Below are 12,736 nucleotides of genomic sequence, written 5' to 3'. Positions count from 1 at the left end.
GTTCAGGGCAGCCAGGATATGAGCATGGAGAGGCTGGTTTGACCGGCATCGCTGGCTCCTTCCCACTGGATGTGGTGAAGCCCCAAGATTCCCGTGTGTGTGGGTTCTTGGGGCTTCTCCTACTTTTCAACCACCTACAGTATTGCAGGCCGAAACAGGCAAATGCATCCGCTGTTCTTGACACCTTTTGGCGCAAAGGCGAAAAACCCTCACAAACGGCCGTACAGCGCAGTCGCAAGCCGAGCCAAGGCACGCGACTTCTTCTGGTAAGCGGTGGTGCGCTCGACGTAGAAGTGGTTACAGATCTGCTGCACGGCCTCATCTTGTGTGCCCTCGCCGAGGAAGAACGCCTCCAACACCAGCCGGTCATCCCCGGAGAGGATCTCCCATGCGGGCAGGAACCAGTCCATGTACTGACGAGCCTCAGCGTAGCGAGCCTTGTAAGTGTCGATGCGTTCAATCGTGGCCACGATCCTGTTCTCGGACGCATGCAGATCGCCAGATGGTGGTGTGCCGTCCATGCGCGGGGATGCTGGGCTGGCCGCATCAGCATAGGCGGCCTTGATCTGCTCGTCGGTACTCTCGATGATCTGTTCCATCACCGCATAATCCTGCAGGGCTGCAATCGCGGCTTTCCTTGTGTCGAGGTATTTCGTCATCACATGCATGAGCTTGTCCTTTCAGTGGTTGTGATTTCTGCTGTGACCGCGTCGATCAACGCAGCCTGCGTAGCATCTTTCGCATCAAGGGCTTTGAGCACGACTTCATCGAGCGTCCCTTCAGAGATCAGGTGCGTGATCGTCACAGGTTCGGATTGCCCTTGCCGATAAAGCCTGGCGTTCGTCTGTTGATAGAGCTCGAGACTCCACGTCAACGAGAACCACACCAGCAGATGCCCACCGCTCTGGAGGTTCAGCCCGTGGCCGGCCGACGCGGGGTGAATCAGTCCGAACGTGACTTCTCCGCGATTCCACGCTTCGATATCCGCGCTTGTTTTGAGTTCGCGAGCCTGCGGGAACCGGGAGACGATGCGTTCGCGGTCATGGGTAAACCAGTAGGCCACGAGCAGTGGGTTGCCGTTGGCTGCCTCGATGAGGTCTTCTAGAGCGTCGAGCTTGCGCTCATGCACAGAAGCCCAGTCACCCTCGCCGGTGTAGATCGCGCCGCTCGCGAGTTGGAGTAGCTTTCCGGACAAAGCTGCGGCGTTCGCGGCATCAACCGTCGCCTCATCAAGGTCGAGGACGAGGTCTGCCTTGAGTTGCTCGTAGACCTTGCGTTCTTTCGGCTCCAACGTGACGGGCGTGGTCGTGACCGTCAACGGCGGGAGTTGGAGGTGGTCGGTGGTTCGCATCGACAACGTCATGTCACCAATCGCCCCATAGATCTCATCCTCAGCACCCACACGGGGCTTATAGGTGAAGACCTGCATCCCATTGCGCTTATCGGGCACAAACCACCGCTCACGATAACGAGTAATGAAACGGCCCAAACGCTCGCCGCCGTCGAGAAGACGGAACCCAGCCCACACATCCATCAGCCCGTTCGACGCTGGCGTTCCGGTCAGGCCAACCCAGCGTTTAACGTATGGGCGCATTTTCACCAGCGCAGTGAACCTCTTCGCACGATGGTTCTTGAAGCTGGACAGTTCGTCGATGATGACCATGTCGAACGGCCACGCACTCCCAAGCTGGCTAATGAGCCATGGGATGTTTTCGCGATTGATGATGGTCACCATCGCAGACGCCGCGAGAGCGTCCAGCCGGTCTTGTTTGGTGCCAACAGCGACCGATACGGTCAAACCTCGCAGGTGATCCCACTTCGCGATTTCTGCAGGCCAAGTGTCTCGCGCGACGCGTAATGGAGCGATGAGGAGGACGCGGTGGATGGTGAAATAGTCGAGCATGAGCTGCCAGATCGCCGTCAACGTGATCACCGATTTGCCCAAACCCATCCCAAGAAAGATCGCCGCCTCGTGATGGTCGATGATGAAATCGGTCGCCTGGCGTTGGTAGTTATGCGGCGTGTAGTGCATCAAGCACCTCCTCGATCCCGTCAACCGAATCGACAACGAAGGTCTGGAATCCCTGGTCGCGCAGTTGGTTCATCCGATGCTGTTGGATTGGGCGTGGTTGTTTGCCTGGTGCTTTGAGCTCAACGAAAACTACGCGGTTTCTCATCAGGCATATCCGGTCAGGTACACCCGTGGTTCCAGGGCAGACAAGCTTCCAGCACAAGCCACCGATGTCTCCAATGGCTTTCTTAAGCTGAGCTTCGATTGTTCTTTCATTCATGACTTTTCCTTGAGTTGTCAAGGGTTGTGTTGGTCATGTAGGTCTAGTTCTAAACCTCTATATAGAAGTATTTTTTTGGCTTCTATATAAAGGGCTAGTACCGACGTACACGACCAACACACCCGTCGTTAGTTGAGCTCGAATTCGTCAAGCAAGCGAAGTCCTCGGATGAGTTTTCCGCGATTGTTTCGACGCGAGGTGAAGCCGTTTTTCTCCACGGCCGCATAGAAATCACTCGTTGAGCGCACGTACTCGCTACGGCTAAGCGCCCAAGCCCTGTAGGAGGAATAGAGCGCCCCAGACTTCTCTTCAAGACCCGGGTCGAGCTCGCAGCATTCGTCGAGGAAATGGGCGAACCAATCGTTAGCCGCCCGATACTTCTCCGACGCTTCTACTACACAGGCGGGTGGGGCGAGCCGGTAATTCTCGGCATGGATCAGGCGTGCGCCTTCCATAATCCAGGCCAGCACTGCTCCGCCTGCGTGGGTATAGAGGTGGTCGGCATAGTTCTTCACATCCACACTGGGCTGGATGGTTTGGGTGAAGGGGATGACGACAAGGCGCCTCCAGATACCGGTATCCATCGCCCCGACCTTGGGCAGGTGGTTTGTGTAGAGCACGAGGGTGTGGGAGGGTGTGAAGGAGAAGGGATCTTTGTATTTCTTCTCCGCTGCGATCTTATCCGTCGAGGCCAGCTGCTTCGTCGACGAGGTCGATAGACGCACGCCCTCATCGTTCTCGCCAGCGATCAGGAGGCGGCGGGCTCGGGTTTCTGCCATTTCGTGCTTGGCGTTGTTCTTCTTCCCCGCAATCAGCACCTCCGCCGAGATGGTCTCCGAATAGGAGCCGAGGACGCGGGCGATGGTGTTCCAAAACGTCGACTTACCGTTGTTTCCATCCCCGTAGGCGATGATGAGGGCTTCGATGAGAACTTTGCCAATCGCGGCCAGCCCGCAGACGCGTTGGACGTAGGCGATCAGCTCGGCATCGCCGCCGAAGGTCAGCTCGAGGGAATCACGCCAGACCTGTGCTCCCTCGTCGGAGGGGTCGGTTGCGGTTTGCTTGGTCAGCATGTCCGCTGGGTCATGCTCACGCCTACTCCCGTCCCGCAGATCAAACGTTCCTGAGGGCGTATTGAACAAATACGCGTCAGCGTCGAGCACTTCGGGATTGATGAGGGCGAGGGGTCGGGCTTGGCGCATGACCGCCTGGATCGTGCGGTCTGAGCGGCATTTGTAGATGAACTTCTGCCACTCTTGGGCCGCCGTCAGCTCCCGATACACCCGCGCCTGCTCAGGTGTAAACATGCCGAGAGCTTTAGCTTTGGTCATGGCCACGAGCATCGCCGTCACCCCGAGCTCGCTGGCGCGTTGACTGATCGCCTCCAGCTCAGCATCGACTTGCTCTAACTGGCGGGTGGTCAGTTCTTGTACGACGTGTTGGACTTTAGGTTCGTTTTCCTCCCACACCCCGCCTTCGTAAACCATCCACGCTGTCGCAGGCGAGTAACAGATCCGATTCGCATACTCACTGGCGAGGACCATGGCTTGGCCGACGTCAGTGAAATCCTCCGGCTTCAACGTGGTCAACTGCGCATACGCCTCGGGCGGCAGGTAGTCGGGGTTGGCTGCGACCTTGGCGGCGAACCGGCACGCCGAGTTCCAAATCGTCGTCAGCTCGCTGTCACTGAGTGGTGGTTCGCATAGATTCGCTTTACGGTCGAACAAGTCACGTGCCTGGTCGGTCTGCCCGTAGCGGATGAGCACCCTGCCTGCGAAGCGCGAGAGCGTAGCGTTGCGTGACCCTTCACCAATCACAAGAGTGGAAGCATCGAAGGTGGCGAATACGTCGATCTCGTCAGCGTTATCGAGCCAGGCATCGAGGATCTGGTCGCCTTCATGCACCGTCACTACCGCGTTCGACGCCCCGTAGATGAACCTTCCTGCGTCGAGAGCGTTGCGATCGAAGAAGGAGAACCGTGATGCGAGGCGGTGCTTGAGCCCCGCATAGTCGTCCGCGTTCGTGATCGTGTGGATTGGGAAGTAGACATGGAAACGCGGCCGCGCCGAAAGCACGCCCTTCGGCTTCATGTGGTTGCGGGAAGTCGCGGTCATAAACTCCACACCAGACATCACCTCAGCGACCTTCTCGGGTGTAATCCACTCGGCCTGGGTTTCTGTATGGTCGTTGTCGATATCCATCACCACGCAATCCGAAGACATGAACGTTGCAGTTGAGCGACGGTCATTCACATAGGTTGCGGCCACATGATCAAAGCCAGCAACCGCCACTAGGGATGCCGCGTCGGCGATGGTGTGTTTGTTCGGGTAGCGGTTATTGTTCTGCACGCCGCTCACATTTGCGGCGTACAAGGTGAAAGGCGTGGTCATGGCATGACCTCCTTGAAATCAGAATCGAAATACTTAATCGGCAACTCGAGGTCGCGTGCCCACCCAATTTCCAGGCGCATACCAGGGCTGACGTGTCCGACGTATGCCCACAGGGCTTCGCATTTGGCGAGCAGCACCCTATTGAAGAACATCGCCAACTCACGCTGATCAGAATCGGCGTCGTCCATGAACTGCGGAAATAACAGATGCGGGGCGAACGGGATCTTGCCTGCTGCTACTGCGAGCTGCATCGCAGAATTGGCGGGCGAGCTCAACGTTCGCCTGCGTGTCGCCCGAATACGGTGAGCAGATATAGACGAGCGGGCGGTAGCCAAACTGCTCGCGCTGGAGCTTCTTCAAAGCGTGGTAGCTTGTCAGGTCCAGATAGCCTTCGGTGTTCTTCTTCGAAAACCCAATATCAAGAGTCGTGACGGTCATGCTTGCACCTGGCCCTCACGCTCAATGACCGGCAGAATGCTGAGCTGGTTCTTGAGAGCCTCGTAGATGAACAAGCGGCCTTTCTGTGTCCAGTAGGTGTGAATCCGGGTGCGATTACCGTCGTCAATGACATGAGTTTTGGTGTCGGTGTAACCGTTGCCAGCGTGCTGGGCGTAGAGCAGCCACACGCCCGATTGCTTGTACTGGATACCGAGTTTGTGCAGGAGCTGGTTGAGCTTGCGACCAGAAAGCCCATAATCCTTCGCAATCACCGTTATCGGAAGAGCGTCCTTGGCTTTGAGTACCATGTCGTAGTAGGACAGTTTCGGTTTCGCTTCAGCCAAGGCTTGAGCTTGCGCAAGATTCTGCAACGTGAGCTCTGCGGTTTTGCGGCGCTCCGCGACGTAGGCATCAAGCACTTTGAGGAGCGCTTCAGGATTAGTGACCAGCTCATCAGTGGCATACAGGCCACGGTGGCGGATCGATGGCAGCACCTCGTGGGTGACCCAACGCTTGAATGCTCGGGCTTCTGGTTTGCGTGATGCCATGATCAGCCCGTAAAGGCCGGGTTCGTTGACGCACCATGTGGCACCGCCGGAGAACCCTAAGTTGAACTTAGCCTTCTCATCATCGTCGAGACGCGAGACAGCAACCGATGGGTTCGTTAGCTCGAGGGCTTGGCAGATATCGGCGGCGATGAACCACGTCTGATCATCGGCGGCGAAGCTACGTACCTGCCCAAAACGGTCATTGGTAAAGGTTTGAATGGTGTTTCCCATAACAAGGCTCCTGTTCTGAGAGCCAAATAGACGAAAGGTGCACCGATTGGTGCGAGCGACTCTCAGTGGTAGGCCACAAACCTTCAAGGAGTTAACCCCCAGGATGGGTTTGTGGTCACTGAGCTTTGGGGCTCTCGCACATACGCCCTCGAGCACCACCTAATCCGGACGGGTGTCATGAAAATTGCTTCCCGAGATGCCGGGTATACCCTGCAGACAAACAGTGCAGCGCGGGCGAGCAGGAGATATGGGTGAGATGGATAAAGCCACGGTGTGGGCGATGGCGAAAAACATGCGGCTATTCGCCTTCATGGAATACCTGCGCGACCTCAACAATGACCCAGCACCGAGTGCTGTAAACCAACAGATAGCCGCGTATCTGCGAGAGTTCATGGAAACCGACCCGAGCATTATCCTTGACGAACAGTAGAAGCGCGCTGGCTAGTTCCATCACAGGGCGTGTTCGTCAACTCGCCTTGGAGATAGAGATGTCTCTCGTCCGATACGAAACTAGAATTGCGTCATGGGAAGGATCTACGGCTACTACGAGTGGGATGAGACAGTTGGCAACCCTGGACACAGAATCGATGGTTCGCTTCATCAGAACCTATACAACGAAGATCGAGTATTGTCCGGTCACGCCCGATTCGTACCCGATGAAGATCGCTTGAATCCGGCAGACGAATACTCGTATGAGAACACATTCGTCACCTCTGACCATCGCCGCGAATCTGAAGAATCCAATGAGCTCGCCGAAGTTATCGGTGAACTTATTGTCGCAGTTACGGTGGCAGGGATAGCCAAGGCGGCTCCTCACGTCAAACAATGGTGGCAAGAAACGGCGCGACCTGCTGTGAACCGTCAGGCGAAATGGATCCGGAGCATCGGAAGAAAGAAGAAGTCTGACGAGCCCGAGACACAGGTGCTAAATCCAGCACGCGATGAACACGCCGCCATCGAACTGGATCAACGACAGATCATGTCCCGCCAAGAAGCAATGGCACGGATTATCGCTGGGCTTGCAGCAAAGGCGTATAGCGACGAACAACTACGCATGGTCAAATCCGCGCGAATCGTCGAGGTTGAAGATTACGCAGAAATTGAACAAGCACTCTCGCAGATTCCTTCTGAGCAGTTGCAAGCTCTAATTATCGAGATGGTCAAGAACCCGGCGCTTCTAGAGGACGGATCGCTCGCAAACCTCGCAAGCATGCTCAACCCGTCAAACCAGCACCTTGGGCTGTCTCCTGAGCCAATCCATCGCGAAGATCCAAAGATTTAATCCTTGCGGTAATAGGCACACTCATACCCATCCGCATCCAGCGGAAGGCCTTCCGCCCATGCTGGGAGCGTGGACATTAACTCACACGCATCGGCGACGGTGAAGTCCGAGTTTGTGGGTTCATCGATGACGATTTCGTCATGAACATGCATCACAATCCGATGCCCCGCCTTGGCGACTGCGTGCATGCCAGTGACGAGCAGGTCACGAGCGATCGCCTGGACGATATTCTCGACGAGTTTTCCACCGTAGGTTTCGAGTTGTCCCCAGCGCCGTGCAGTGGTGGTGCCGGTGTAGGTGATGGAGGTACCGCCCCAACGGTTCTCGCCCAGACGCGGCTGCACATACGCCAACCGTCTACCGGATGGTAGTTCGATGAAGAGAATCCCAGACTCAACACTAAAGCGCAGATTCCGTAGTCGAATCGGCTGGCGCGACGAGATCGCGGCAATCACGGCTTCTTCAACGTCGGCCCAGAGCTGCACAGTATGTGGATTAGCTTGCCGCCAGGCATCGACGACCGGTTTGAGCTCATGCTCGGCGAGTCCCATGTGCAGGGCACCCATAGCTTTCAGCGCACCAACAGAGCCGCCATAACCACAGGCGAGCACCGCAATCTTCCCCTTCTGGCGAAGCTCGGCGTTGATGCCGTGTTTTTCTACTGGGACGCCGAACATGCGGGAGGCGGTTTCGCAGTAGAGGTCTTTGCCCTCACGGAAGGCCTGGAGGGTGGTGGTTTCTCCTGCGAGCCAGGCAATCACGCGCGCCTCGATTGCAGAGAAGTCCGCGACAATAAACCGATTGCCGGTACTAGGGATGAAGGCGGTGCGGATCAACTGCGAGAGAGTGTCGGGCACGGAGTCATACAGCAGCTCAAGCGCATCAAGATCACCCACTCTGACCAAGGTTCGTGCTTGGTCGAGATCAGGCAGATAGTTCCTCGGGAGGTTTTGGACTTGGACGAGGCGTCCGGCGAAACGTCCGGTACGTCCTGCGCCGTAGAACTGGATAAGCCCGCGCGCCCGGCCATCGGATCCTGCGACGTTGTGCATCGCCTGGTATTTCTTCACGCTCGATTTCGCCAGATCACCACGGAGTCCGAGGACTTCTTTCACCTCACCGGTCGCGGTGTCAAGGGCGGCATCGACGTCAGCCTTGGCGAGTGAGTCGATGTGGCAGCCGTGGGTGGTGAGCCAGTCCTTCAGCTGGATGGGTGAGTTCGGGTTCTCCAGCCCGGTCAATGTCTGTGCCCGAGCGAGTGTCGCGTTGCGGTGATGATCGTCGACGGCAACCGCGTGATCGACCAGCGTGTGGTCGAGAAGAATCCCAGCATCATTAATGCGTTGGTCGAGCGTGTAGGTGTCCCACTCGTCATCGGGCATCGGGAATGATGAGAGCCGCTCGTGGATGGCGAGCTCGACTTCGACGTCGCGCCGGTTGTACTCGATGAACCGCGCCCACCCGGTCGGGTCAGCTGATGGTGGGTTCCTGCGTTTGCCGCCGTTCAGGACTGAGGGTGTGGCGGGTGTGCAGAACTGCTTTATCAGCTTCTTGCCTACTGTGTCTTTTTGGACGTCGAGTTTGAGGACGGTGGCAACCGCGTCGAGGCTCATCGGCAGACCAAGGTAGGTCGACCAGATCATGGTGCACCGCCACTGCCTTGGGCCAAGAAACCCATCAGCGAGAAGCTCTGGATGATGCGCTCGTAGCCAAGCGGACAAGCAGACACGTTCGAAGGCGGCGTTATGCGCCCACTTGACCACATCCGGATCCACCAGTGCTGCGAGAACCTCATCGGGCAGGGTCTCGCCGCTGGCAAGATCCACCACTTCGACCGGGCCGCCGTCGACCGAATATCCGAAGAGTAGCAGGGCGAAGTCGGGGTGGTCGGCATACGGGTAGACGCCTGTCTTGGCGAGTTGGGCGGGGCTGAAAGATTCGATATCGCAGAAGAGTGTTCGCATGACGAGGTTCCTTTCACATAGAGGAAAAGTGGAGGGAACCAACGGCATGTGCTGGTTTCCTCCACGTGTGGGGATGGTTAGTTCAGGAAGTCGTCATCAGCGGCGAAGGCACCGAAGTCGGTCTCAGCCGAGACACGCCCGCCGCCAAGGCTCTCACCGTCACGGGTCTTTTGAATGTTCCCCAGTCCGCAGGCGATGCCACGGTTGCCATTCGTGTTAAACGCATAGAAACTCAAGGAAACGCGGGCGTAGCAGCCTGAGTAGACCTCGGCACGATCAAGAATCGGTGCCACATGCTCGTCGACGATCTGCGGAGCCGTCAGGGAGTTGGCGTTGAGGAAGTAGGCGCCCTTGTAGGCTTCGTCGTCACGCTCAATATCCCCATCACGCAGCGGCAACTTGAGGGCGGCCTTGTTGGGTCGCTTCCCGCCAAACTTCCCGATCCCGGCCTCGATGGCGGCATCCACGGCCTTCTCAATAGCCGCAATCGTGGCGGTGTCGGATTTGGGGATAATGAGGGAGACGGAGTACTTGGGTTTTCCGCCTTGGATGGAGTTCGGCTCCCACACATGGGCATAGGACAGGCGTACTTCGCCGGTGACAATACGGGTCGGATTCTGAGTAGTCATAATCTTTTCTGCTTTCTTCGCTTACTTGTTTGTTTGAAAATCGGTGGCCGCACTCACCAGGTCGAGCGACGGCCGTTTGTCGGATGCAGGGACCAGGGTTGGTTTGCCGGCAGGCTTAGTCACGAGATCGCCGAGGATCTCGTTGAAGGCGGGTTTACCCATGAGCCGTTCCATTGCCGTGAGCGTGATGAGCTTGCGATCATAAATGTCCCTATATCCAGCCGCCTCAGCCGCCGCAGCCACGTCGGTTTCGGAGGTGTATTTGCGTACAGAACGTCCAGCGACGAGCTTGAACCCCTCAAAGACCACGCCTTGATTGACGGCCTTCGAGAGCGCGTAGGCCTCCACGTCGGCTGCCCAAGACTTCAAATCCGGAATCCGAGCCAGCACATCCGAGATCTCCACATCAGACAGCTCGGCCGGTGGGGCGAACTCGTGCTTTGCCAGGGTGAGGTTGGCTTCGGCTCGTGCCCGACACGTCGGTGCGATGCGACAGAACTGGCACCACGAGCCTGGACAAAACTCGCCCCCACCCGCCGAGGCCAGCTCAGCCTTCGGCTTGACCTCCGTCTCAGCCCACGCGAGGAGGTCTGCGACGGAGGTTTCCCAGGTGTCGACGTTGCCCCGGCGAGGCTGGTAGATCGTCACCGCTACGGTCTCGATGTCATACAAGTCCCCGAAAACGTGGACGGCTCCGAGCGCGTAGAGCATCAGCTGCGGGTTGTGTGCGGCCTCGACCAGCACGCCTTGCCCGTACTTGAGATCAATGATCTGCAAGGTGGGTTCGGCGATGATCACACAGTCGCCGGTGCCGAAACCTCCCGGAACAATGTGGGAGAAGTCGAGACGCTGCTCGATCAGCACCTGCGGATCACCACAGGATTCTTGGGCGATGGAGATGCGTTCTTGCACGAACGCCACATAGTCATCCGTGAGGGTTTCCATCTCGTCATCAACCCAAGTTGAGACTGGCCGCTTCGAGCGCTGCTTCAACACTCGGCGGAGCTTGTGCTCAGCCAGCGCGTGAGCGACAGTGCCTTGTTCGGCCGCAGCCGACGTCGACTCCGGCTCATCAGACTCCAGACGCGCCGACGGGGTGCAGTTGAGCCACCTGTGAGCACCAGAAGCTGAGAGGAGTGCGTGATCAGACGGTGCCATCAGCAATCTCCTTCGCCCGCTCAAGAAGCCAGCCGTACTTCGACGGGTCAACCGCCGAGAGCTTGTCCGCGCCGGTGGCAACAATCAGCTCGCGAATCTTTGCCGTGTGACCTTGCGCCGAGACCTCAGCGAGCACGCCGCGCACGTCCTCCAACGTCACCGCAGGTTCAGGCTCCGCAACTGGAGACATGTCTGGTGTTTCTTCGTGCGCTGGGGAACAGCTTGGTTCTGATGTGCCGATGAGTCGTGCAGCTGGTATCGGGCGGTCACCGATCATTCCCGCATGGTCTTCAACCTGCTCATACCAGTCGTCCTCGAGGGCCTGCGCCTGCTCACACGCATAGGCGGCAGCCTGGTTCCATGCGCCGATTAGTTGGTTGCGTGTCTGGAAATCCATCATCGCCCTCCACCTCCCGCGCGCCCGTCCAGAGCATCTACCAAGGCCATGAGGTCGTCATCAGGTTCAGTGATCTGGACTTCGACGTTCGTGGTATCGGATCCGGGCAGGAGGATCGCCATCTTGTGGAGCGGTGTGGTGGTGCCGAAGATGGCGCGCAGCATCCGCGTGGTGACTCGGATTTCCTTTGCCGACAGTGCCGCATCGGGGTTGGGGTTTTTGCCGATCTTGAGCTTGAGCTTGGTACTCATTTGTTCGTTCCTTCCTGAGCGGTGCCGTGTGCCTCGCTCATAGGGAGGCCATGAAGATCGCTGGAGTTAACCCCCTGCCGCGATCAGTCCCTCACGCAGGTGTTCAGTGGCTTTCTTCAACGTTTTCGAGATCGCCGCTTTTGACACGCCACGGGCAGCGGCCACCTCCACTGCAGGCCGCTGTTGGACACGGATGGCGATGAACACTTCCCGCTGCGCAGGCGGCAGCTTCTTGATGAGCTCGACCAGCAACTCGCCAACGGCCTGGAGAAGGTGCTCTTGTTCAGTGGCGGTTTCGTTCTCGCATACGATGTCTTCGGCTGACGGCGTGGATCCGGCTTCCTGGTTGCCGTAGGAGTTGTAGGCATCCCACGAGCAGAACTTGACGCCTTTACGGTCTTGACGGTGATATCCGTGTTCGTTGTTGTATTCAGCCCGGTCAAGATCAGTGACGATCTCAACCCACCGATCCTCAGCTTCAACAACGATCGGATCACCGACAACAGACGTATAGGTAATGAATCCCATGAGTGGGGTTCCCTTCTTGTAAAGGGAGACCCCGTTGAGGACTGCCGAGAGAAGACCGAAATGTTGAGCGGATGCAGTGACGGGCACCAGCCCCGCCGGGTTAAACCCGGATTGAGGTGGTGCCCGTCAAGCGCTCAACGGTGGTCTTCCCGAATACGGCTCTGCGCATGCGGAAAAGTAGGAGAAAGGTTTCAGCGTGCCGGTTGACCGGTGCGGCATCGCCGAAAAGGAAAATGAGAGAGTGTTTCGCGGCTGTCGACCGCGCTGCGAAACACCAGCGAGGGTGTTACTTGCCCTTACGCGGCTTGGCTTGGGCCAGCGCGGAGCCTGCTACGGACTTCGTCCTGGCTGAGGTTCGGCCATCGCGCAGAAGTGCCGATGCCTTGGTGGCTACCAGCCGAGACGTCTGCTTCATGTTTCGTTTACCCATGTCTCTTCTCACCTCCTGCCCACGCTCGTTGCGACACGACTACGCGTTCGCGTAGATGAACACGCCAAGAGTGAAGCGAGACTGTATAATCAGAAAGGATGTTGTCACTCGTTCCGCTCTTGCATTTCCATTAAACGAATCTGCGCGTGAGTAGGCGATGGTCAACCGATTGACAGCGATTGAACGCGATTGCGGAGGT

15 protein-coding genes are annotated in these 12,736 nt (G+C 57.7%); 2 read left to right on the top strand and 13 right to left on the bottom strand.

Annotated features, from left to right (window positions below; genetic code table 11):
• Nucleotides 1–209: 209 nt before the first annotated feature.
• From J2S36_RS08590 to J2S36_RS08565, 7 genes are all read right to left on the bottom strand, one after another.
• Nucleotides 210–668, bottom strand: a complete 459-nt coding sequence (locus J2S36_RS08590) for a hypothetical protein (protein WP_309954355.1) — start codon at nt 666–668, stop codon at nt 210–212.
• A complete protein-coding gene (locus tag J2S36_RS08585) occupies nt 659–2,032 on the bottom strand; it encodes an SNF2-related protein (protein WP_309954353.1) in 1,374 nt (457 codons plus the stop codon). Before J2S36_RS08585 ends, J2S36_RS08590 begins: the two co-directional genes overlap by 10 nt.
• Nucleotides 2,013–2,291, bottom strand: coding sequence for a VRR-NUC domain-containing protein (locus J2S36_RS08580; RefSeq protein ID WP_309954350.1), 279 nt, complete (start codon nt 2,289–2,291; stop codon nt 2,013–2,015). The genes J2S36_RS08585 and J2S36_RS08580 overlap by 20 nt, the downstream gene beginning before the upstream one ends.
• A gap of 128 nt (nt 2,292–2,419) precedes the next feature.
• A complete protein-coding gene (locus J2S36_RS08575) occupies nt 2,420–4,681 on the bottom strand; it encodes a phage/plasmid primase, P4 family (protein WP_309954348.1) in 2,262 nt (753 codons plus the stop codon).
• Nucleotides 4,678–4,956, bottom strand: a complete 279-nt coding sequence (locus J2S36_RS08665) for a DUF7768 domain-containing protein (protein WP_510183386.1) — start codon at nt 4,954–4,956, stop codon at nt 4,678–4,680. Before J2S36_RS08665 ends, J2S36_RS08575 begins: the two co-directional genes overlap by 4 nt.
• Nucleotides 4,850–5,119: a DUF7768 domain-containing protein gene (locus J2S36_RS08660; RefSeq protein ID WP_510183385.1), complete on the bottom strand. Its 270-nt coding sequence runs from the start codon at nt 5,117–5,119 to the stop codon at nt 4,850–4,852. Before J2S36_RS08660 ends, J2S36_RS08665 begins: the two co-directional genes overlap by 107 nt.
• Complete coding sequence (locus tag J2S36_RS08565) at nt 5,116–5,898, bottom strand: phage antirepressor (protein WP_309954345.1); 783 nt, start codon at nt 5,896–5,898, stop codon at nt 5,116–5,118. Before J2S36_RS08565 ends, J2S36_RS08660 begins: the two co-directional genes overlap by 4 nt.
• Before the next feature lie 247 nt (nt 5,899–6,145).
• On the opposite strand from J2S36_RS08565, the gene J2S36_RS08560 reads away from it, so the two are divergent.
• Nucleotides 6,146–6,328 carry a hypothetical protein gene (locus J2S36_RS08560; protein ID WP_309954343.1) on the top strand — a complete coding sequence of 61 codons (183 nt, stop codon included), beginning with the start codon at nt 6,146–6,148 and terminating at the stop codon, nt 6,326–6,328.
• Nucleotides 6,329–6,421: 93 nt separating this feature from the next.
• On the top strand, nt 6,422–7,180 hold the full coding sequence (locus J2S36_RS08555; protein WP_309954341.1) for a hypothetical protein: 759 nt from the start codon (nt 6,422–6,424) through the stop codon (nt 7,178–7,180).
• Here the strand turns inward: J2S36_RS08555 and J2S36_RS08550 are convergent.
• From J2S36_RS08550 to J2S36_RS08525, 6 genes are all read right to left on the bottom strand, one after another.
• Nucleotides 7,177–9,144, bottom strand: coding sequence for a DNA polymerase (locus tag J2S36_RS08550; protein ID WP_309954339.1), 1,968 nt, complete (start codon nt 9,142–9,144; stop codon nt 7,177–7,179). The genes J2S36_RS08555 and J2S36_RS08550 overlap by 4 nt on opposite strands.
• A gap of 77 nt (nt 9,145–9,221) precedes the next feature.
• Complete coding sequence (locus J2S36_RS08545) at nt 9,222–9,773, bottom strand: DUF2815 family protein (protein WP_309954337.1); 552 nt, start codon at nt 9,771–9,773, stop codon at nt 9,222–9,224.
• Nucleotides 9,774–9,794: 21 nt separating this feature from the next.
• The gene (locus J2S36_RS08540) at nt 9,795–10,931 is read right to left on the bottom strand and encodes a DUF2800 domain-containing protein (protein ID WP_309954335.1); all 1,137 of its coding nucleotides are present in this window, start codon (nt 10,929–10,931) and stop codon (nt 9,795–9,797) included.
• Nucleotides 10,918–11,331: a hypothetical protein gene (locus J2S36_RS08535; protein WP_309954332.1), complete on the bottom strand. Its 414-nt coding sequence runs from the start codon at nt 11,329–11,331 to the stop codon at nt 10,918–10,920. The genes J2S36_RS08540 and J2S36_RS08535 overlap by 14 nt, the downstream gene beginning before the upstream one ends.
• Nucleotides 11,328–11,579, bottom strand: coding sequence for a hypothetical protein (locus tag J2S36_RS08530; RefSeq protein ID WP_309954330.1), 252 nt, complete (start codon nt 11,577–11,579; stop codon nt 11,328–11,330). The genes J2S36_RS08535 and J2S36_RS08530 overlap by 4 nt, the downstream gene beginning before the upstream one ends.
• Before the next feature lie 66 nt (nt 11,580–11,645).
• Nucleotides 11,646–12,107, bottom strand: coding sequence for an RNA polymerase sigma factor (locus J2S36_RS08525; protein WP_309957415.1), 462 nt, complete (start codon nt 12,105–12,107; stop codon nt 11,646–11,648).
• Nucleotides 12,108–12,736: the final 629 nt, after the last annotated feature.

The sequence above is a fragment of the Arcanobacterium hippocoleae genome (assembly GCF_031456295.1).
GTDB classification, from domain to species: domain Bacteria; phylum Actinomycetota; class Actinomycetes; order Actinomycetales; family Actinomycetaceae; genus Arcanobacterium_A; species Arcanobacterium_A hippocoleae.
Note: the sequence above shows the minus strand (reverse complement) of the source record. Positions and strands in the feature narration are given on the sequence as shown.